Genomic DNA, 21,033 nt, shown 5'->3' on the forward strand with positions numbered 1-21,033 from the left:
ATAATTAAAAGCCTCAACTTTGCAATCCTTTTTTTAGGAAATCCTTAGAAAAATAACTTAAAATATATATATGTTAAAGATTATTGTAAAAGATGGCGAAAACATAGAACGCGCCTTAAAACGTTACAAACGTAAGCACAGAAATATTAAAGTGATGCAGAACTTGAGAGAGAATCAGTATTTCACAAAACCTTCTGTTAAAAGACGTCGTGAAATACAAAAAGCGGCTTACATCCAGAATTTAAGAGATCAAGAAGATATTTAATCTTCATAATAAAAACATATACAAAATCCCATTTACTTTTTAGTAAACGGGATTTTTTTTGTGCTTTTCCCTAAAACTATTTACGGTAGTTTATTGGTCTATCCTCGTAGTAGTTTTCAAAAGTTTTATCGGTGGTGTATTTATCTTTTAAAACTTTATATACCATAACCAAAACAAACGCTTGCCCTAAACACATGGTATAAAACACCCATGTAAAGGCCATGTTTAAAGATACCATTACTGTTAGCATTACTAATAGAAACGTGGTAAGTGCCACGTAAAACATTACTGGAATTTTCATAACTTTTTATTTACAAGATACTAAACAGCAGCCTCTTATACCGTTATAGTCTTGTTAAAAAAAGTATAAAACTAAAAAACCGAAATAGCCACTACCAATCCTTCGTTAGCTCTAATATTAAAAACGGTGTCGTCTTCAAAAATAAGATACTGCCCTTTTACACCAACAAGAGTACCTTGGTAAGATTGAACTTTTTCTATATTTAAGCTTTTGGGCTTTTTGGGATATTTGTGTACCGGAAACTCTATATTAGTTTCTGTATTGCTTTCAATAAAATAATTCTTGGCTTCTTCTGGAATATAAGATTTTAACCGTTCTCTCCATTCCACAAGATTTTCGTCTTTAATATCGTTTTTTAGCATGGTACGCCAATTGGTTTTGTCGCCCACGTGGTCTTTTAAAGCTACTTCTGTAATACCAGCCAAGTAACGATTAGGCACCTCTACAATTTCTATGGCCTCGTGTGCTCCTTGGTCTATCCAACGTGTTGGTACTTGGCTTTTTCGAGTTACACCAACTTTTACATTGCTAGAATTTGCTAAATACACAATATGCGGTTGCAACTGTACTTTTTTTTCGTATTCTAAATCGCGATCTTCTTTATCTAAATGTGCGGTACTTAGTTCTGGACGCATTATCCAATCTGCAGCTTGCGGAATATCAAAAAAACAACTCTTACAAAAGCCTTGTCTATAAATAGGTTTATCTAAACCGCAACTCAAACACTGATGTTTAACAAACTGTATATCAATACTTTTATCCAGTAGTTGATTCATATTAATAAAATCGTTTTCAAACACTAAATAGTATTGTATCGGATTTGAAAATTCAGTTTCCATTTTCCTTAAAACACCTTGGTAGGTCATAAAAAAAAGTATTATTTTTAAAAAATTAAAGATAGCATAAATATGCCAATTCCCTTAGTTAATTCTATTGCATCCTGGTTTCTAAAGAAACGATTTCATCAAATTGAATTGTTTTTAAAATACCCTAACGAAGTACAAAACGAACTGCTGTTAAACTTAATAGATGTTGCAAAAAACACCGAAATAGGTAGAACTTACGATTTTAATTCCATTAAAAATTACGACACCTTTGCTGAACGTGTACCCATTAAAAATTATGATGGTTGGCAAGATGTTATAGAGCGTTCTCGTAGAGGAGAAAATAATATTTTTTGGCCTACACCTATAAAATGGTTTGCAAAATCTAGTGGCACTACCAGGGCAAAAAGCAAATTTATTCCAGTAAGTGAGGAATCTTTAGAGGATTGCCACTATGCCGCAAGCAAAGATTTGTTATGCATGTATTTAAATAACAATGAAGATTCGCAGCTATTTACTGGAAAAAGTTTAAGGCTAGGTGGCAGCAAAGAACTATACAAAGAAAACGGCACTGTTTTTGGGGATTTATCGGCAATTTTAATTGACAATATGCCGTTTTGGGCAGAATTTAGCAGCACCCCAAGCAACAAGGTATCATTAATGAGCGATTGGGAGCATAAAATGCAAGCTATTGTAAACGAAACCATTAACGAAAACGTTACAAGTTTAGCTGGCGTACCCTCTTGGATGTTGGTACTTTTAAACAATGTGTTAGAAACAACTGGTAAAGAAAGTTTGTTTGACATTTGGCCAAATCTTGAGGTGTATTTTCATGGAGGTGTAAGCTTTGTGCCTTACAAAGACCAGTATAAAAGCATACTGCCTAAATCAAATTTTAGGTATTATGAAATTTATAATGCTTCGGAAGGCTTTTTTGCTATTCAAGATCAAAACAATTCTGATGAATTGCTGCTAATGCTAGATTATGGGATTTTTTACGAATTTATTCCAATGCATATCTATGCAACACCAAAAGAAAAAGCTATTCCTTTGAGTGAGGTAGAACTCAATAAAAACTATGCTGTTATTATTACCACTAATGCTGGTTTATGGCGCTATAAAATTGGAGACACCGTTAGGTTTACATCCTTAAATCCTTATCGAATTAAAATTTCTGGTAGAACCAAACATCATATAAATGTATTTGGGGAAGAGTTAATTATAGAAAATGCCGAGGCTGCCTTAAAAAAAGTTTGTAAACGCACCAAAGCCGAAATTGTAGACTTTACAGCTGCACCAATTTTTATGGATGGTAAAGAAAAAGGTGCACACGAGTGGCTTATAGAGTTTAAAACGCCACCCAAAGATATTAATTACTTTAATGAGCTGTTTGATAATGCTTTAAAGTCTTTAAATTCTGATTACGAGGCTAAACGCTACAATAACATTACCTTAAATAAACCAACTATAAACATAGCTAGACCACAACTATTTCACGATTGGCTAAAACAAAATAATAAATTAGGCGGACAGCACAAAGTACCAAGACTCTCAAACTCTAGAGATTACTTGGATGATTTATTGAAATTGAATAACTAATTATTATATCCCCTTTTTTTTTAATTACTACTAAATAACAGCAGCGACGCTGTGTAAATTTTAGTAATCTTTTCTTTATTACTACTCATCTGCATTATACTACTATTTAACTTCAGTTAAACGTTTTCTGTCTAATTTTTAATTTTAGAAAAAAACATTACCTTAGTTTAGCTAAGTATCTGTATTGCAGGTAGTTAAAAAGCAAAAAACATCGACAAAAAGAAATTACATGCAAAAAACATCGATGAAAAGTATTAATTAAATCTAATCCATTATGAAAAAAACTATTCTTTACTGTTTTTATTTTTTTTCTTCACTAATTTTTTCACAGGCGACAGCAAATTTGGCTTTTGTTAATAGCTTAGACGAGGTAAATGATATTATAAAGGAAAGAAAACCGTCAAATTTTGAATTTAAAAACAATAGCGGTTATAATTTTGAGATTTTAGATGCAGGTATAAATTCAAAATACTCTGAAATATGTTCTGGTGCTTTTAGAAATAAAATCATTATGGTTTCATCAAAGAAATTAGGTGCTTTTGCAAAAATCGACCCCTACACTGGTGAAGGTTACAAAGACTTATATTGTGTGGATGTCAGCAAAAATGGTCAACTAAGAACACCTTTGTTGTTTTCCAGAATACTTAACACCAAATACAACGAAGGTCAATTATCTTTTACACCCGATCAAAAAACTGTTTACTATACAAGAAGCACAAAAGATATCTCCTATGAATACAAACTTTATAAAGCTGTTCTTGAAGAAGATTCTCATGGCAACTGGGTTAACGAAACTTTACTTAGCGTTAACAAAGAAAATGTATCTATAGAAAACCCTTATGTTAACAGTACTGGCGACAAATTATACTTTTCTGCAAACATGCCAAATTCATATGGTGGTTTCGATTTATATGTTTGTGATATAAAATCTGATGGCGAATTATCCGTACCTGTAAATTTAGGCAGTAACATAAATACTTCAGAAGATGAAAAATATCCTTCTCTTTCTAAAGATTCTAAATACCTATATTTTTCTTCTAGGGGTCATCTAAATTTTGGTGGTTACGATGTATTCGAAAGTAAAATTTTAAAGACTGGTTATACTAAACCAAGAAATATGGGGAATACATTGAACACTAAATACGATGAAATTGCTTTTGTATTAATTGTTAAAAACAAAGGCTATGTGTCATCTAATAGGCGATATGGTAGTGGTTACAACCTTTACACAGCAATAAACGATGAAGTAGAACAAAAGATAAAAGGAAGAATTATTGACTCAAACTCTCAAGCTATTTTAGCTGGATCTGTAATAACCTTATTAGATGAAGAAGGAACGGAAATATCTAGAGACACAACTGGAATTGATGCCAATTATAGTTTTAAAGTTAGGCCTTTTGAGAGTTATAAAATTTCAGTATCGAAAGAAGGCTTTAAATCTATAGACTTAGACTTTCTGGCTAATAGAGGTAATGAGACCACCTATCTTAGAAATATTGAATTAATTCCTGATGTATCTAAAGAATATGACGTAGAAAGAGAATTAAGACTACTAGCAGATAATATATTCTTCGACTCAAATAAATCTAACATAAAAAGAGAATTACATCGTGTGCTAAATAAAGTTATATATATCTTAAACGAACACCCCAAAATGCAGTTAGCTATCGATGCTCATACCGATAACGTTGGTAGCGACTCTTTTAACCTAAGCTTATCTGAAGACCGTGCTGCTTCTGTATTGAATTACTTAATTGAAAATGGAATACCAAAAGACAGATTACGCTCTAAAGGTTATGGTGAAACCAAACCTATAATAAACTGTAAAGACAATTGTTCTGAAGAAGATTTACAAACAAACAGACGTGTTGAACTGGTTATCATAAACAAAAGAAAACTTTAAAAGGGAACGTAATACTATAATGTATTCACTAAAATAGACGTATTGAGTTTATCATTTTAGATTAATATGTTTCACTAAAATCCGATGAATAGATAAACTGCAAGTACATTTAAGAGTTTAACGAATAATTTATCCAGATTATCTAAAACAGCAAATAACTACTTGCTGAGAACCTTACATAGGTCTATTTTTGATTCGCTTTAAAAAAGATAATTAACAAGACATTATATATTAATTAGTATCCATTATAAATATCCACGCCCAAAGGCGTGGTTTTTTTTTCTTAAAATCAACTATATTTACTAAAAAATTTAATGTTATGAAATCTAAAATTATTGGTATTTTACTTTTAACATTTTTAGCGTGTAGTTTTAGTGGAAACACGCAAGAAAACCAAAACCAATTTTGGAAAAACGTACGTTACGGCGGCGGTTTAGGGTTAAATTTTGGCAATGGCTTTTTTGGAGCTACCATTGCGCCAAGTGCTATTTATCAATTTAACAATCATATTGCATTAGGTGTTGGTTTAAATGCTACCTTTAATAATCAAAAAGATGTTTACAAAACCACAGTCTTAGGCGGAAGTATTATAGGTTTGTACAATATTATACCAGAAATTCAACTGTCGGGAGAATTCGAGCAACTTAATGTAAGCCGTAGATACGATATTAGACTTAATACAGCAGATGACAACTACTGGTCGCCTGCATTGTTTCTAGGTGCAGGATTCAGAAGTGGAAATATAATTTTTGGTGTAAGGTACAATGTACTACACGACAGCAACAAAAGTATTTACTTAGATCCCTGGGCGCCTTTTGTTAGGTTTTTCTTTTAGCATAAAAAATTACTGTATTATAACGGTAAAAAAGAGTTGCCTTTTTTAACATCTTCAGATAATTCCTTTATAGTTTTCTTTCTTAAATTTTCTAAAATCGTAGTTCTAGAGGTACTTAAAATATTATGTAAGGGGCATGGTTTTTTCTCATTGCACATATCTAAACTTAACATACAACTCGTAAGCCTTTTTTCACCATCTATTACTTTCAAAATATTAATAATAGGTTGTGCTTTGTTTGTTTCGCTTAAATAAAAACCTCCTTTGGGACCACGAGTTGATGAGATAATATTTGCTCTGGATAATTCTTGTAATAATTTTGCTATGTAAGCTTGAGGTACATTAATAGGTTCAGAAATATCCTTAACCATAATTTTACAATCTTCGTTAGAATGTAAGGCCAAAAACAATACGGCTTTTACCGCATACTTAGAGGAATTAGATAGCATAATCAAAAGTAAATAAAAACAAACAAATATAAAAAAGATATTTTTGTCTTAAATATGATTTTTATCATATTATTATCTTCAATGATGCTATAGTTTTGTATAAAATTAAATTCTAATTAATATGAAAACAACGCTAAAAATATTCATGGTAATATGTGTATCGCTACTTGTAGGTTGTGGTGGTAAGGAAGAAAAAAAGAAAGAAAAAATTAAACTACCAACAAAGACTGAAAAAAAAGTAGAGAAAAAGGTTGAAAATGTCCCAGCCTCTAAAACAATAGACCTAACCAATAAAGGTATTGGGCCAATTAACTCTGTAACGTTAGGTACTCAAATAGATAAAAAAATGGTTGCTCATGGTGAAGATGTATTTAAAAAAATGTGTACTGCTTGCCACAGAACCGATAAAAAATTTATTGGTCCAGCCCCTAAAAACATTTTGGACCGTAGAACTCCAGAATGGGTAATGAACATGATTTTAAACCCAGAAGAAATGACCCAAAAAGATCCTTTGGCTAAAGCACTATTGATTGAATTTAATGGATCGCCAATGGCAAATCAAGGTCTATCGGAAGAAGATGCTAGAGCTGTACTAGAATATTTTAGAACTTTAAAATAAGTATCACTACTAAAAAAACCAACAACCAATGAAAACTATTAAACTAATGTTTCTTGTTTTTGCTATAGCAGTATTTGTAAGCTCCTGCAAAAACGAAACCAAGGATGCCTCAACGACCTCTACAGTTACAACAACTGAAAACAAACCAGCAGAAAGAACTGGACAAGCTTTTATTGAAGATGATGAGAGTAAACCAACTGTATTAAATATTGCCATGGGTTCTAAAGACCATACAACTTTAGTAGCCGCAGTACAAGCTGCCCAACTAGAAAATGCTTTAGTTAACGCTGGTCCTTTAATGGTTTTTGCACCTACGAACAATGCCTTTGCAGCATTACCAGATGGCACTGTTGAAGACTTGTTAAAACCAGAAAACAAGGATGCCCTAGCTAATATTTTAAAGTATCATGTTACTCCCGGAAACTACTCTAAAGACTTTTTAAAGAAATTTAAAAAATTAGGGCAAGCAAATAATCAATACGTTAAGGTTGAAGTTATTGATGGCGAACCAATAATTGGTGGTGCAAAAATTCTAGCAAGTATAAAAGCTGGGAATGGTATTGTACATGTTGTAGACAAAGTATTACTACCACCAACTGAATAATAAAACGCTAACTAAATTTATATAAAATGAAAAATTTATTAAAATCAACCCTAGCAATTTTAGGTGCTCTTGTAGCATTTACAAGTTGTAATAATTCGGCCAATTCAGGTGGTAAATCTGGAGCCTTAGCAAGTAATATTGCAGAAAAAGTATATGTAGCTCCTGGAGAGCACGATGAGTTTTATGCCTTTATATCTGGAGGTTACAGTGGCAATTTAACCGTTTACGGTTTGCCCTCTGGAAGAATGTTTAAGGAAATACCTGTATTTTCTCAATTCCCAACCTCTGGTTATGGCTATTCTGAAGAAACTAAACCAATGCTTAATACCTCTCATGGTTTTATTCCTTGGGGAGATTCTCACCATCCAGATATTTCTCAAACCAATGGCGAAATAGATGGTAGATTTATTTTTATTAACGAAAACAATACACCAAGAATTGCAAAAATAGATCTAACAACTTTTGAAACTACAGAGATTATAGAAGTACCAAACAGTGCAGGAAACCACAGTTCGTCTTTTGTAACAGAAAACACAGAATATGTTGTTGCAGGAACACGTTTTTCTGTACCAGTACCACAGCGCGATATGCCAATTAGCGAGTACAAAGGTAATTTTCAAGGCGCGCTCTCTTTTATTAGTGTAGAGCCAGAACATGGCCATATGGATATAAAATTCCAATTATTAATGCCTGGTTTTAACTACGATTTATCACATCCTGGACGCGGAAAATCCCATGGCTGGTTTTTCTTTACAACGTATAATACAGAGGAAGCAAACACACTGTTAGAAGTTAATGCTTCACAAAACGATAAAGATTTTATTGCAGCTATAAACTGGAAAAAAATTGAAGAATATGTAAATAATGGTGGAGGCACCATGATGCCCGCAGAATATGCACACAATGTATATGATGAAGTAACCCATACCGCAACCTCTACTATGAAAAAAGAAGTACGCGTAGTTAACCCATCTGATGTGCCTGGAGCTGTATATTTCTTACCTACACCAAAATCTCCACACGGTTGTGATGTAGATCCTTCTGGTGAATATATTGTTGGTAATGGTAAACTTTCGGCAAACTTAACAGTACACTCATTTACAAAAATGCTAGATGCAATTGAAAATAAAAAGTTTGATGGAGAAGCCTATGGTATTCCAATTTTAAAATTTGAAGATGTTTTAGCTGGTTCTGTAGAACAGCCAGGTTTAGGGCCTTTACACACAGAGTTTGATGGAGAAGGAAACGCTTATACCACATTCTTTATTTCTTCTGAAGTTGTAAAATGGAAATTAGGCACTTGGGAAGTTATTGATAGAAAACCAACATATTACTCGGTTGGCCACTTAACAATTCCTGGAGGTAACTCTAGAAAACCACAAGGCAAATACATGTTTGCCATGAATAAAATTACTAAAGACCGTTATTTACCAACTGGCCCAGAACTTGAACACTCTGCGCAATTATATGATATTTCTGGAGACAAAATGGAACTGCTTTTAGATTTTCCAACACATGGCGAGCCACATTATGCTGCTGCAATGCGCGCCGATATTATTAAAGAACGCTCTAAAAAAATCTACAGTTTAGCAGAAAACAACCATGATTATGCTGCCAAGTCTGATGCTGACACCAAAGTAGTGAGAAAAGGGAACGAGGTGCATATTTACATGACCACAATTAGAAGCCACTTCTCACCAGACAATATTGAAGGTATTAAAGTTGGAGATAAAGTATATTTTCATGTTACCAACTTAGAACAAGATTTTGATGTACCTCATGGATTTGCAGTACTAGGGCAAAACACCTCAGAGCTTTTAATTATGCCAGGGCAAACAAAATCATCTGTTTGGGAACCTACAAAAGTTGGCGTATGGCCATTTTATTGTACAGATTTCTGTTCTGCATTGCACCAAGAAATGCAAGGATACATTAGAGTATCTCCAGCAAATAGCAATGTACCGTTAAAATGGTCTATGGGAGAAAATATTGAATAGCAAGAATTAGGGAAATTTTGTTTTTAGTGTTTATTTCTCTAAATAAGGCGAGAGTTGATTTTTCGCTCTCGCCTTTCTTTTTAAAACCACTAAAACCTGTTTAGGCATAAATATCGTAACATATCAATATCTTATTAAAATGAAAAAGGCTGGTATTATAATGATTATAGGTTCATTACTGTTATTGGGGCTTTTTAAATTCCCGTTATGGAACATCATGCTTGGTGCGCCTCAATATCCGGAACCTTTAGGTATGAATATTTATATTGATGGCATTAAAGGTGTATCAGAGTTCGATTTACAAAATATTGATGGACTAAACCACTACATAGGCATGAAAACCATTCCTAAACCTAACGAAATGTGGGAGTTCTCAGTATTCCCAAAAGTTATTTTAGGTATGGCTTTATTAGGGGCTATTATAGGCTTACTAGGTATTTTTAACAAAATAAGTTACAAATTTTTCTTAGGCTGGTTTATATTAATGTCTGTATTAGGCGTTTTAGGCATGTACGATTTTAATAACTGGCTAATAGATTATGGGAGTAATCTAGATCCGCATGCTATAATAAAAGTAACCAACCCCGATGGCACACCTATGTCCTACAAACCACCTTTATTAGGCTTTCAAAAACTATTAAATTTTGATGTAACATCTTTACCACATACAGGCGGTTACCTAATGTTTGTTGGAATGTCTTTAACTCTTGTTGCCTTTTGGTTTGGCAGAAAAGCGAGCTTAAAGAAAACAACGCAGTAATACTGCCTCTTTAAAACACTAAAAAAATGAAAACACTAAAATACTATTTTATAATCGCTTTACTACTCATACTCGTTAGTTGCGATGCTTCACCAAAGCAAATAAATTACGGAACCGATGGCTGCCATTTTTGTAAAATGACCATTGTAGACAAAGTGCATGCCGCTGAAATTGTTACCAAAAAAGGTAAAGTCTATATGTTTGATGCCACAGAATGTATGATAAATTTTATGGAGGAGTTTGACACCTCTCAAATTAAACTCTATTTGTCTAACAACTATGCAGAACCCGAAGTTTTAGTAGATGCTACAAAAGCTACTTTTTTAATAAGCGAAAACATCCCTAGCCCTATGGGCGCATTTCTATCGGCTTTTAAAAACAGAACTGATGCCGAAAAAATACAGGCAGAAAAAGGCGGTAAACTATACACCTGGAAAGAGTTACTAGCAAAATTTAAAGACTAGTTACATGAAACATCTAACCGTTTTTTTTATCGCCATTTTAATGGCTGGTAACGCTATTGCGCAAACTATAGAGGTGTGTACCTCGTGCCCAATTTCAACATTAAAAAGTGCAATTGAAAAAGCCAAGGATTTCGATACTATTTTAGTAAAAAAGGGCAACTACAAGGAACATGGTATTATAGTGAATAAACCACTAACAATTGTTGGCAAAAACTATCCCGTAATTGATGGCCAATCAAAAGGCGAAATCATCACAATTACTGCCGATAATGTTACGGTTGATGGGCTATTTATTATAAACGTAGGCACAAGCTACACCGAAGATTACGCTGCAATTAGAGTAAAAAACAGTAAAAACTTTACCATTCAAAATTTAGTTTTAGAAAAATTGTTTTTTGGGATTTATATTGAAAAATCAAGAGACGGTAAGGTATTTCACAACAAGATAATTGGTGATGCCGTAGAGGAATATAACTCGGGGAATGGCATACAACTATGGCATAGTAAAAATGTAGAAATTGAGCACAATTTTGTGCAACATGTTAGAGATGGTATTTATTTAGAATTTTCTACTTTCTGCACTATAAAAAACAATGTAAGCTCACTAAATATTCGATACGGCTTACACTTTATGTTTTCTAATGATGACACCTACCAAGATAATACGTTTGAAAACAATGGTGCTGGGGTTGCCGTTATGTTTTCTAAAAGAATTAAAATGTATAACAATATTTTTAAGGAAAATTGGGGAACGGCGTCTTATGGTATGCTTTTAAAAGAAATAAATGATGCCGAAATTATTGGTAATATTTTCGAAGATAATACTATTGGCATTAATATAGAAGGCTCAAACCGTATAACCTACAAGCACAACGATTTTAAAAACAACGGTTGGGCTATTAAGGTTAGAGGTGCGTGCTATACCAACCATTTTTTTGAAAATAATTTTTTATACAATTCTTTTGATATTGCTTACAATAGCAAAGTAAACGATAATGTTTTTAACAGAAACTATTGGAGCAATTACACAGGTTACGATCTTGATAAAAATGGAGTTGGCGATGTGCCTTACAGACCAGTTAAACTGTTTTCTTATATAGTAAACAGAACCCCCGAAACCATTATTTTACTAAGAAGTATGTTTATAGATATTATTGATTTTTCTGAAAAAGTATCTCCTGTTTTTACACCAGACAATCTATTAGACAAAAACCCACTAACAAAGCAAATAACATGGTAACTATTGAAAATTTACATAAAAAATTTGGTAAGCACCAAGTACTTAGTGGTTTAAATTTAACCATAACCGAAGGTGGGATTTTTGCAGTTCTAGGACCAAATGGCTCTGGAAAAACCACTCTAATTAAATCTATTTTAGGCATGGTTATTCCTAATAAAGGTAACATCTCTGTACTTGGTGAAGATGTAAAGAAAAATCCAGATTACAGACATAAAATTGATTACTTACCACAAATTGCCAACTTCCCCAGTAATTTAAAAGTTAAGGAATTAATTAAAATGATTAAGGACTTGCGTAAATATACTAATGAAGACGAACGCTTAATTAAACTTTTTAAACTAGAGCCTTTTTTAGATAAAAAACTTGGTAATCTTTCGGGTGGCACAAAACAAAAAGTAAATCTTGTGTTAACGTTTATGTTTGATAGCCCGTTAATTATTTTAGACGAGCCAACAACTGGTCTAGATCCTATTTCGCTTATAAGGTTAAAGGATTTAATACAAACTGAAAAAGCAAAAGGAAAAACCATTTTAATAACCTCGCATATTATGGGTTTTGTAGAAGAGGTTTCAGATGAAATTGTGTTTTTGTTAGAAGGAAAAATATACTTTAAGGGTACTATTTCTAAATTAAAAACACAAACCAACCAACCAGATTTCGAACATGCAATAGCATCAATACTCACAGATAACCATGCTTAAAATATTAAAATATAGTTTTTTCGATTTAATGCGTAGTCGTTGGAGTTACGTGTATTTTGCATTCTATTTACTACTAGGTATTGTGCTTTTGTTTTTAAACAACGACCTCTCAAAAGCAGTAATTACCTTAATGAATGTTATTATTGTTCTTGTACCCTTAATAGGTACTATTTTTGGTGTTATGTACTACTATAATTCCAAGGAATTTACCGAGCTTTTATTGGCGCAACCCCTAAAACGGTCGTCTATATTTTTGGGCCAATATTTAGGCGTTGCCTTATCACTTTCTATGAGTTTAATTTTAGGTTTAGGCATTCCGTTTGTGTTTTATGGCTTGTTTAAAAGTAATGCCATATGGGATTTTTCTTTACTCTTAATTACCGGAACATTTTTAACCTTAATTTTCACCGCACTAGCTTTTAATATAGCATTATCAAACGAAAATAAAATTAAAGGATTTGGTTATGCCATTCTACTTTGGTTATTACTTGCCATAATTTACGATGGTGCTTTTTTAATGACGCTAATTATGTTTGAAGATTATCCTTTAGACAAATTATCGTTAGTTGGCACCATGCTAAATCCTATAGATTTGTCTAGAACACTTATACTTTTAAAGTTAGATATTTCTGCACTATTAGGATACACAGGGGCTGTTTTTAAAGAGTTTTTTGGTACTAACTTCGGATTAATTATATCCTTTATAATGTTGACTGTTTGGGTAATTTTACCTGTTTTAAGGATTGTATTTAAATCTAAAAAGAAAGATTTTTAAAAAATGAAAAAAAAATGAAAACAAAATCTATACTATTCATACTCATTTGTTTAGTTTTTTCCAATTGCAAAAATGAAACTAAATCCAAAGAAACTTCAGTAGATGATAATTTAGAATTGATACTAAATAACAATGAAAAATGGCTGGTAAACCCAGAGACTCATAAGGGCATTAAAATTATGGATTCCATCATTTCAGTTTTCAAAAAGAAAAAAGACAAGGACTATAAAACTTTAGGTGAAAATCTTTCCAAACAAACCAGCTACATCATTAAAAACTGTTCTATGAAAGGGGAACCTCACGACCAACTACATGTGGTTTTAGTGCCTATGCTGGATGAAATAGGAACATTAAAAGAATCTAATAACAACACAAAATCCAAAAAAGCTTTAACACAACTCGAAACCTTAATTCAGTTATATTTTAGTCATTTTAAATTATAAAATAGTGTTGCGGCTATTTACCCTTAATAATTTTTTCTCATTTTTTTGCTTGTAATTATATTATATAATATCAGGCCAATACCTAAAGGCAAAAATATGCTAGAAATAAAAAGTAACAAGTAATAATTTGGCAAGAGACCTATACCAAAATAAAACCTGACGCCTTGTATTATTAGCAATATCTCGGTTAAAATAAAACCTGTTAAAAAACTTATCACACCAAAATAGAGCGCGCGTGTAAAACGCGCCAACACACTGTTTACAATAAATGCAAACAAAAAACCTGTAATGAGCCCAAGCATTAACAAATGAATAAACCCAACTACCAAATTACGATGTGTGTAAACTACCTGAGAGAACTCTGGTAAGAGTGATAAAAGTTGTAAAATTATTTTTAAAACAAAACATATAACAGCAAACCCATAGAGATAAGCAACAAGTTTTGGTTGCTGTTTTAAAACCTGGGTATAGTTAGGTTTTACAAGTCTTAAAAACAGGTATAGCACAATTAACTGAAGCAATACGCCAATACCATTTAAATAAACTAGCACATTATGAGGTGCAAACCAATGTACTGGTAATGCTAAGGTAAGCAGGGTTGATAGTATTAATAATTTATAAAAATACCTGAATAGCTTTGAATTCTCAACCTTAAACAAATAAAAAAATACAGCAACAACAGCTATTAAAAACCAACCATTAAACTGAAAATGCAAAAAGAATTGTATCGCAATTTGATAAAAAGCTGAAGCCTGTCCTAACATAGAAACTGCAGGCCCTAAACACCAAACTCCAAAAGTAGACAGTACCATAAATATTAGTGCTGTTTTAAGTAGATACTTAGGCACTAAACTTTGTTTATTATGGTATCTCCACACTAAATACACAAAATAATAGCTGCAAAAAATATGTAAGGTTGAAAACGAAATAGAAATAGCGGCATAACCTTGAAATGGAAAACTAAACATCATACCTATTACTGCTATTTGTGTAACCCAAAACAATTTTATGAAAACGGTTTGCCTTTTTGGAATAAAATAGTGTACTATAAGCACATACAACATTAAATATACCCAACCCAACATGGCAACATGCGAATGGGCATGTGTTAAAAAACGGTAATTAAAACCAATGTTCCCTATAAACGAATACCGTAATGCCAAACCCATTACAGCTGAAATAAAAAAATTAATTAAACAAATTACTATAAGTTTTTTGGGCATTGCAATACTTTTACGGTGTTAAATATACCAACCTTTATAAAAGTTTATAACTAAAAATTCCAGAAAAGGAACCCTTTCTGGAATTTTAGTTCATAAAACTAGAGGTGCTATTAACTAAATTGTTGCTCTAGCTTTATAGCCTTAGGGAATAAAATATTGTTTTCTAAATGAATATGTAGATGCAAATCTTTTTCAAACTCCTCTAACATAGCAAATGTTACCCTATAGGTGTTACAGGCATCTGCTGGCGGGTTGTAATTATCTGTAAGTTCAGCAATTTGTCTAAAGCGTTCACCCTCGTTATCATGCTCTTGCATCATCATTTCTATTGGGTTTTCAACAGTTTTAAAATGTGGTGCTTCTACAGTACCTGTGTGTAATGTTGCCGAAACCATTTTCTTCACAAAGGGAAAAAGCACCAACTCTTCTTTCTTCATATGTGCAGCCAACTCGCCTGCCGATGCTGTAAAGAGTTCGTTTATTTTTAATAATTCTGGATGACGCTCGCCATGTACACGACATAATTTATCTAAAAACTGACGCAATACTGGAATTTTTTCCTCTACATAGCGGTGGTGCTTTTTTTCAATATAATCAATTAGTAAATCTAACGGCCACGATTTATAATCTATAGTTTGTTCGCCCTTAATATTTAAAACTTCTTGCAACTCATTTAATAATACGTTGCTATCTATTCCTTTTTTTTCGCAAGCTTCATTAATTGTTCTGTTACCATTGCAGCAAAAATCTATTTTATATTTAGAAAAAACTGCTGCCGTTCTATAATCTTCGGCTACAAACTGCCCTATTTGTTTTTCTGAATCTTTTTGTATTGTTACCATAACTTTTGTTTATTTCGGATATTTTTATCCTATTTATTTTTAAATTTTTTTTGAGTAAAACTCGATTATTAGATTAAGATAATATGCTAAATTTATTTGGTTTATTAAACTTTTAAAAATGATATACCCGACTTAATATTTAATGCCAGTTCTTGTAAACTTGTATTTTCCAGCATAAACTTTAGCTCATCCCTTATACTTTTAAACTTATCGTGAACAGGACACGGGTGCGCTTCATTACATTCATGTAACCCCAAACCACAGCCGTTATAAATAGAATCGCCATCTATAGCATTAACTATATGGTGAAGTTTGATAGCAGCTGTTTTGTCTTTATCAATTTCAAAACCACCGTAAGCACCTTTTACAGAATTTACAATATTATGTTTTACTAAGGCTTGTAAAATTTTGGCTGTAAATGCTTGTGGAGAATCTATTTCCTTTGCAATTTCTTTAGGACTAACTCGCTTACCTTCAAAAGAATTGATAGCAATAAAAATAGACGCTTTTATACCATATTCGCAAGCTTTAGAAAACATATTGTGGTTTTAATATGATACAAATATACAGCTTCATTTTAATTAAGACAAATTTATCTTAATTAAAATTTATTCTTGTACCAAACTTTTTGCCACTCGCGTTTAAGTATTAATAACGATACATCTTCGGCCAATTTAATGGTATCGTTTCCTTGTAGTGCTTTAACTTGCTTTTCGGGGACATCAATGATGTAAAGTAAATTTAAATACTCGGCAAATTTTTCTTGTATAAGTTTGTAAACCGTTTCGTGTAGTACCAATTTTAAACTAGACGGTAGCGTATCTTCATGAAAATCTAAATCGATATTCGCTAAATGAAAATCTTTATTCAATTGAAAAATTAGTTTTTTATATAATTCTAATTGATTAGCTTCCTCAATTAAATCGTTAAACGTAGCTGGGAATTGCATTATACAGTCCTATTCATTAAACCAATACCAAAGTTTTTTAGAAGCATTTTTTTAGTATCAGAAATATTTAAAGACTCTAAAACCAAAAATGCTTTATTTGTATAATCTGCAATAGCAGTTTTTGTAGCTTCGGCAGAACCAGAGGTTGTGAAAATGTGTTTTACTAGGTTTACTTTATTATTTGATGTATTGGTATTACTAAACAGCTCTTGCAATTGCGACTTATCGGTTTCGTTAGAAAACTCTAGTGCTTTAAGGTATAAATACGTCTTTTTGTTTTCAATAATATCGCCGCCAACTTGTTTTCCAAAGGTTTTAGGATCCCCAAAAGCATCTAAATAATCGTCTTGTAATTGAAATGCAATACCTAAATTTTTTCCAAACTCATAAATACTATCCTGGTCTGCTACAGAGGCACCTGCTACAATGGCGCCCATTTTCATAGCAGCACCAACTAAAACAGCAGTTTTATACTCAATCATTTTTAAGTACTCTGGTATGGTAACGTTATTTCTAGTTTCAAAATCTACATCATACTGTTGGCCTTCACAAACTTCTAAGGCTGTTTTGCTAAACAATTTAGCCAAAGCCTGAAATGTGTTAGCCTCGTAATTCTCAAAGAGTTGGTAAGCCATAATTAACATAGCATCGCCAGAGAGAATGCCAGTATTAACATCCCATTTTTCGTGTACGGTTTTTTGCCCCCGTCGCAGAGGCGCATCATCCATAATATCATCGTGTACTAAGGAGAAATTGTGGAACACTTCTATACTTAGTGCCGCATTTAAGGCTTCTTTAAAATTACCATTAAAAACATCGGCAGACATTAAAGTTAAAACAGGCCTAAGACGTTTACCTCCTAAACCCAAAATGTAGGCTACAGGCTCGTACAAACTTACAGGTTCCTTTACTGTAGAATACGCTTGTAAGTAAGTTATAAATTCTTCTTGATATTTTTCTATTGAAAGCATTAGGCAAAAATAATGTAAATCATATTATGTATACGCTTACAAATAAACTATATGTTAAAAAAATTTTAAAACTTTGGAAACTTTTATTGTTTCTAAAGTTTCCTTATGTATATTTGCCCGCAATTATGAAAGAAAAAATATTAACAGGCGCTACAGATTTGTTTTTAAACTATGGGTTTAAAAGTGTTACCATGGATGATATTGCCAATAAATTGGGCATGTCTAAAAAAACAATTTATCAGCATTTTGACAATAAAACAAAGTTAGTACAGGCCTCCACAATGCATTTATTTACATTTATATCAAACGGTATAGATTGTATTTGTAATTTAAACAAAAACCCAATAGAAGAAATTTATGGTATTAAGGAGTTTGTTATGGAACATCTTAAAGATGAAAAATCCTCACCTCAATACCAGCTTCAAAAATACTATCCTAGAATATTTAAAACCTTAAAGGAAAAGCAGTTTTCTGTAATGCAAAATTGTGTTGTCAATAATTTAAACCGTGGTGTAAAAGAAGGGCTTTACAGAGAAGATATTAATGTTGATTTTATTTCGAGAATATATTTTAACACCATGATGATTATTAAAGACAACGATTTATTTCCCAGAGAAAAATTCTCGGTGTTCATGATTATGAATAATTATTTAGAATACCATTTACGTGGCATTTGTACCCCTAAAGGCCTCGATATATTAAACAGTTACATTAAAACCAATCAATCACAAAAATGAAAAACTACCTTATAATACTAATTAGTTTTTTATGGGCTACAGCTATGTTTTCCCAAGATACAAATCTAAATTTATCGTTACAGGAAGCTATAGATTATGCTTTAGAACATAATAGAACCGCTTTAAATGCATCTCGAGATATTGAAGCTGCAAAAAAACAAAAATGGGAAACAACAGCAACTGGCTTACCACAAATTAGTGCTAGTGCAGATTATCAAAATTTCTTAAAACAACAAGTATCTGTAATTCCTGCCGAATTTTTGGGCGGAAACCCAGGAGAATTTACCGAAGTTATTTTTGGCACCCAACAAAATGCCAATGCTACAGCTACCTTAAGTCAGCTAATTTTTGACGGCTCTTATCTTGTTGGCCTGCAATCTGCCAAGGTGTTTTTAGAAATCTCTAAAAATGCTAAAGAAAAGACAGATTTAGAAGTGCGCAAAGCAGTTATAGATGCTTATGGCAATGTACTACTTGCCGAAGAAAGCATTAAAATCTTAGAACGTAACATTAGCGTATTGAAGAAAAATTTGAATGAAACTACAAAAATTTACCAAAATGGTTTAGGTGATGAAGAAAGTGTAGAGCAACTGCAAATTACTTTATCGGGCGTAGAAAGTAGTTTAAACAACACCACACGTTTAAAAGTTTTGGCATACCAAATGCTAAATATAACCTTAGGTGCAGAGATAAATACAAATACTACCTTAACTGATAATTTAGAAACTTTAACTTCTGAAAATATTAAACTAGAACTTTTAAATGCCGAACAAAACATTGAAAACACTATAGATTTTAAAATCGCTGAAAACGATAAGCGTTCTAAAGAATTACTTTTAAAACTAGAAAAAAGTAAAGCATTGCCAACACTTAGCGGGTATTTAAACGGTGGTTATTTAGGCTTTAGTAATGAGTTTTCGTTTTTAGATAGCGACCAAAACTGGTCTGGTTTTTCATCATTTGGCATAAGCCTAAATTTGCCAATCTTTAGTTCTGGTATGCGAAGTGCAGCCACTCAACGCGCTAGAATAAATTTAGAAAAAGCGAAAGACGCACTTACTGAAACCGAGCAACAATTAAAACTCCAAATAGCATCTGCTAAGAGCGATTACCAATTTGCAATTGAAGATTACGAAAACAAAAAGCAAAACTTAAATCTTGCCGAACGTATCGAGAAAAAAAATCAGATTAAATTCTCAGAAGGTATCGCATCGAGTTTTGAGCTAAGACAAGCACAAACCCAACTTTATACGGCACAGCAAGAATTTTTACAGTCTATGCTAGATGTTATCAACAAAAAAGCAACGCTAGAAACCGTTTTAAATACAATTAACAACTAAAAAAATCAATCATAACATGAAATATATAACCTTAACAATCATAAGTGCTATTATATTAACCTCTTGTGGTGGCAACAAAAACAAATCTGTTGAAGATATAATCGCGTCTCAAGATTTAGAACAAATAAGACAAAAGAAAACAGAGTTGGATGCGGCAGCACAAGAACTATCAGCAAAACTTAAACTGTTAGAAAAAGAAATAAAAGCACTAGATCCTCAGGAAAAAATCCCTCTAATTACAACCTTTATAGCTAAAGAAGAAGTTTTTAATCACTTTGTAGAGTTACAAGGTGATGTAGATACGAAGCAAAATTTAGTTATTTACCCAGAATTTTCAGGTGTATTAAGTCAGGTTTATGTTAAAGAAGGACAACGAGTTAACAAGGGGCAAATACTAGCTAAAATTGACGATGGAGGTTTAAGCCAGCAATTGGCACAATTAAAAATTCAAGCAGAGTTAGCAAAAACCACTTTTGAGCGTCAAAAACGCCTATGGGATCAAAAAATTGGAAGTGAAATTCAATACCTACAAGCCAAATCTACTTACGAAGCACAACAACAGGCCGTTAACCAACTGGAACAACAAGTTGGCAAAACCAATGTTCGCGCCCCATTTTCAGGAATTATTGATGATGTAATTACAGAACAAGGTAGCGTTGTAGCACCAGGACAATCACAGCTGTTTAGAATTGTGAACTTAGATGATATGTATATTGAAACCGACGTGCCAGAACGTTACATTACAGACATTACAAAAGGAAAAGACGTGAAAGTAAATTTCCCTGTTTTAGGAAAAGAAATGGATGCAAAAATACGTCAGGCAGGAAATTTTATTAATCCAGCAAATCGAACCTTTAAAGTTGAAGTAGCTATCCCTAATAAGGATATGTCTATAAAACCAAATCTTACAGCAAAACTTAAAATTAACGATTACACAAACAATAAAGCAATTTTAATACCTCAAAGTATCATTTCAGAAAACGCCGAGGGACAACAATATATATACACTACAACAGATAAAACCGATAGTTTAGCAAAAGCTAAACGTGTAATTATTAAAACCGGTAAAACACAAGGCGATGTTATCGAAGTACTTTCAGGAATAGAAAACAACGCTGAAATTATTAAAGAAGGTGCACGTAGTGTAAAAGATGGACAAACAGTAAAAGTGATAAATTACTAAACCAAAAAC

General features: G+C 32.5%; 24 protein-coding genes. 16 read left to right on the top strand and 8 right to left on the bottom strand.

Features of this window, described 5'->3' with window-relative positions; translation table 11 throughout:
• The first annotated feature begins 70 nt into the window (after window positions 1-70).
• The gene (gene rpsU, locus CLV33_RS10430) at window positions 71-265 is read left to right on the top strand and encodes a 30S ribosomal protein S21 (protein ID WP_042241608.1); all 195 of its coding nucleotides are present in this window, start codon (window positions 71-73) and stop codon (window positions 263-265) included.
• A gap of 76 nt (window positions 266-341) precedes the next feature.
• On the opposite strand, the gene CLV33_RS10435 is transcribed toward rpsU, so the two are convergent.
• Both CLV33_RS10435 and CLV33_RS10440 read right to left on the bottom strand, forming a co-directional pair.
• Window positions 342-566 carry a hypothetical protein gene (locus CLV33_RS10435; protein WP_105473854.1) on the bottom strand — a complete coding sequence of 75 codons (225 nt, stop codon included), beginning with the start codon at window positions 564-566 and terminating at the stop codon, window positions 342-344.
• A gap of 71 nt (window positions 567-637) precedes the next feature.
• Window positions 638-1,432: a DUF2797 domain-containing protein gene (locus tag CLV33_RS10440; protein WP_042248125.1), complete on the bottom strand. Its 795-nt coding sequence runs from the start codon at window positions 1,430-1,432 to the stop codon at window positions 638-640.
• Window positions 1,433-1,474: 42 nt separating this feature from the next.
• On the opposite strand from CLV33_RS10440, the gene CLV33_RS10445 reads away from it, so the two are divergent.
• The 3 genes from CLV33_RS10445 to CLV33_RS10455 all read left to right on the top strand — a co-directional run bounded on the left by CLV33_RS10445 (window position 1,475) and on the right by CLV33_RS10455 (window position 5,727).
• Window positions 1,475-2,989 carry a GH3 auxin-responsive promoter family protein gene (locus CLV33_RS10445; protein WP_105473855.1) on the top strand — a complete coding sequence of 505 codons (1,515 nt, stop codon included), beginning with the start codon at window positions 1,475-1,477 and terminating at the stop codon, window positions 2,987-2,989.
• Between the two features lie 274 nt (window positions 2,990-3,263).
• A complete protein-coding gene (locus tag CLV33_RS10450; RefSeq protein ID WP_105473856.1) occupies window positions 3,264-4,892 on the top strand; it encodes an OmpA family protein in 1,629 nt (542 codons plus the stop codon).
• Between the two features lie 319 nt (window positions 4,893-5,211).
• Complete coding sequence (locus CLV33_RS10455; RefSeq protein WP_105473857.1) at window positions 5,212-5,727, top strand: alpha-ketoglutarate decarboxylase; 516 nt, start codon at window positions 5,212-5,214, stop codon at window positions 5,725-5,727.
• Between the two features lie 17 nt (window positions 5,728-5,744).
• Here CLV33_RS10455 and CLV33_RS10460 read toward each other — a convergent pair whose 3' ends face one another.
• Entirely contained in the window at window positions 5,745-6,176 is a 432-nt protein-coding gene (locus CLV33_RS10460; RefSeq protein WP_042241589.1) for an RrF2 family transcriptional regulator, read from the bottom strand.
• A 121-nt stretch (window positions 6,177-6,297) separates the two neighbouring features.
• On the opposite strand from CLV33_RS10460, the gene CLV33_RS10465 reads away from it, so the two are divergent.
• From CLV33_RS10465 to CLV33_RS10505, 9 genes are all read left to right on the top strand, one after another.
• A complete protein-coding gene (locus CLV33_RS10465) occupies window positions 6,298-6,795 on the top strand; it encodes a c-type cytochrome (protein WP_105473858.1) in 498 nt (165 codons plus the stop codon).
• A gap of 28 nt (window positions 6,796-6,823) precedes the next feature.
• Entirely contained in the window at window positions 6,824-7,399 is a 576-nt protein-coding gene (locus CLV33_RS10470) for a fasciclin domain-containing protein (RefSeq protein WP_105473859.1), read from the top strand.
• Between the two features lie 26 nt (window positions 7,400-7,425).
• A complete protein-coding gene (gene nosZ, locus CLV33_RS10475; protein WP_105473860.1) occupies window positions 7,426-9,396 on the top strand; it encodes a Sec-dependent nitrous-oxide reductase in 1,971 nt (656 codons plus the stop codon).
• Window positions 9,397-9,535: 139 nt separating this feature from the next.
• Complete coding sequence (locus tag CLV33_RS10480; RefSeq protein WP_105473861.1) at window positions 9,536-10,156, top strand: hypothetical protein; 621 nt, start codon at window positions 9,536-9,538, stop codon at window positions 10,154-10,156.
• A gap of 26 nt (window positions 10,157-10,182) precedes the next feature.
• Window positions 10,183-10,620 (top strand): nitrous oxide reductase accessory protein NosL, encoded by a 438-nt coding sequence (locus tag CLV33_RS10485; RefSeq protein ID WP_105473862.1) that lies wholly within the window; start codon window positions 10,183-10,185, stop codon window positions 10,618-10,620.
• Between the two features lie 4 nt (window positions 10,621-10,624).
• Window positions 10,625-11,860: a nitrous oxide reductase family maturation protein NosD gene (locus tag CLV33_RS10490; RefSeq protein WP_244906421.1), complete on the top strand. Its 1,236-nt coding sequence runs from the start codon at window positions 10,625-10,627 to the stop codon at window positions 11,858-11,860.
• On the top strand, window positions 11,854-12,561 hold the full coding sequence (locus CLV33_RS10495) for an ABC transporter ATP-binding protein (protein ID WP_105473863.1): 708 nt from the start codon (window positions 11,854-11,856) through the stop codon (window positions 12,559-12,561). The genes CLV33_RS10490 and CLV33_RS10495 overlap by 7 nt, the downstream gene beginning before the upstream one ends.
• Window positions 12,554-13,336: an ABC transporter permease gene (locus tag CLV33_RS10500; RefSeq protein WP_105473864.1), complete on the top strand. Its 783-nt coding sequence runs from the start codon at window positions 12,554-12,556 to the stop codon at window positions 13,334-13,336. The genes CLV33_RS10495 and CLV33_RS10500 overlap by 8 nt, the downstream gene beginning before the upstream one ends.
• Window positions 13,337-13,350: 14 nt before the next feature.
• Entirely contained in the window at window positions 13,351-13,779 is a 429-nt protein-coding gene (locus tag CLV33_RS10505) for a hypothetical protein (protein WP_105473865.1), read from the top strand.
• A 23-nt stretch (window positions 13,780-13,802) separates the two neighbouring features.
• Here CLV33_RS10505 and CLV33_RS10510 read toward each other — a convergent pair whose 3' ends face one another.
• The 5 genes from CLV33_RS10510 to CLV33_RS10530 form a co-directional block, all read right to left on the bottom strand.
• Window positions 13,803-15,002 carry a hypothetical protein gene (locus CLV33_RS10510; RefSeq protein ID WP_105473866.1) on the bottom strand — a complete coding sequence of 400 codons (1,200 nt, stop codon included), beginning with the start codon at window positions 15,000-15,002 and terminating at the stop codon, window positions 13,803-13,805.
• A 110-nt stretch (window positions 15,003-15,112) separates the two neighbouring features.
• Window positions 15,113-15,844: an iron-sulfur cluster repair di-iron protein gene (ric, locus tag CLV33_RS10515; protein WP_105473867.1), complete on the bottom strand. Its 732-nt coding sequence runs from the start codon at window positions 15,842-15,844 to the stop codon at window positions 15,113-15,115.
• A 104-nt stretch (window positions 15,845-15,948) separates the two neighbouring features.
• Complete coding sequence (locus CLV33_RS10520; RefSeq protein ID WP_042241585.1) at window positions 15,949-16,383, bottom strand: RrF2 family transcriptional regulator; 435 nt, start codon at window positions 16,381-16,383, stop codon at window positions 15,949-15,951.
• Window positions 16,384-16,445: 62 nt separating this feature from the next.
• Window positions 16,446-16,793 (bottom strand): hypothetical protein, encoded by a 348-nt coding sequence (locus CLV33_RS10525; protein WP_105473868.1) that lies wholly within the window; start codon window positions 16,791-16,793, stop codon window positions 16,446-16,448.
• Window positions 16,793-17,764, bottom strand: a complete 972-nt coding sequence (locus CLV33_RS10530) for a polyprenyl synthetase family protein (protein ID WP_105473869.1) — start codon at window positions 17,762-17,764, stop codon at window positions 16,793-16,795. Before CLV33_RS10530 ends, CLV33_RS10525 begins: the two co-directional genes overlap by 1 nt.
• 125 nt (window positions 17,765-17,889) lie before the next feature.
• Here CLV33_RS10530 and CLV33_RS10535 point away from each other — a divergent pair, with 125 nt between their 5' ends.
• The 3 genes from CLV33_RS10535 to CLV33_RS10545 are packed head-to-tail and all read left to right on the top strand — an operon-like array spanning window position 17,890 to window position 21,024.
• A complete protein-coding gene (locus CLV33_RS10535; RefSeq protein ID WP_042241908.1) occupies window positions 17,890-18,501 on the top strand; it encodes a TetR/AcrR family transcriptional regulator in 612 nt (203 codons plus the stop codon).
• Complete coding sequence (locus CLV33_RS10540; RefSeq protein WP_045371029.1) at window positions 18,498-19,841, top strand: TolC family protein; 1,344 nt, start codon at window positions 18,498-18,500, stop codon at window positions 19,839-19,841. Before CLV33_RS10535 ends, CLV33_RS10540 begins: the two co-directional genes overlap by 4 nt.
• 16 nt (window positions 19,842-19,857) lie before the next feature.
• The gene (locus CLV33_RS10545; protein WP_042248132.1) at window positions 19,858-21,024 is read left to right on the top strand and encodes an efflux RND transporter periplasmic adaptor subunit; all 1,167 of its coding nucleotides are present in this window, start codon (window positions 19,858-19,860) and stop codon (window positions 21,022-21,024) included.
• Window positions 21,025-21,033 lie beyond the last annotated feature (9 nt).

Origin of the sequence: Jejuia pallidilutea (genome assembly GCF_002973595.1) — a bacterium.
In the GTDB taxonomy this organism is placed as follows: Bacteria; Bacteroidota; Bacteroidia; order Flavobacteriales; family Flavobacteriaceae; genus Jejuia; species Jejuia pallidilutea.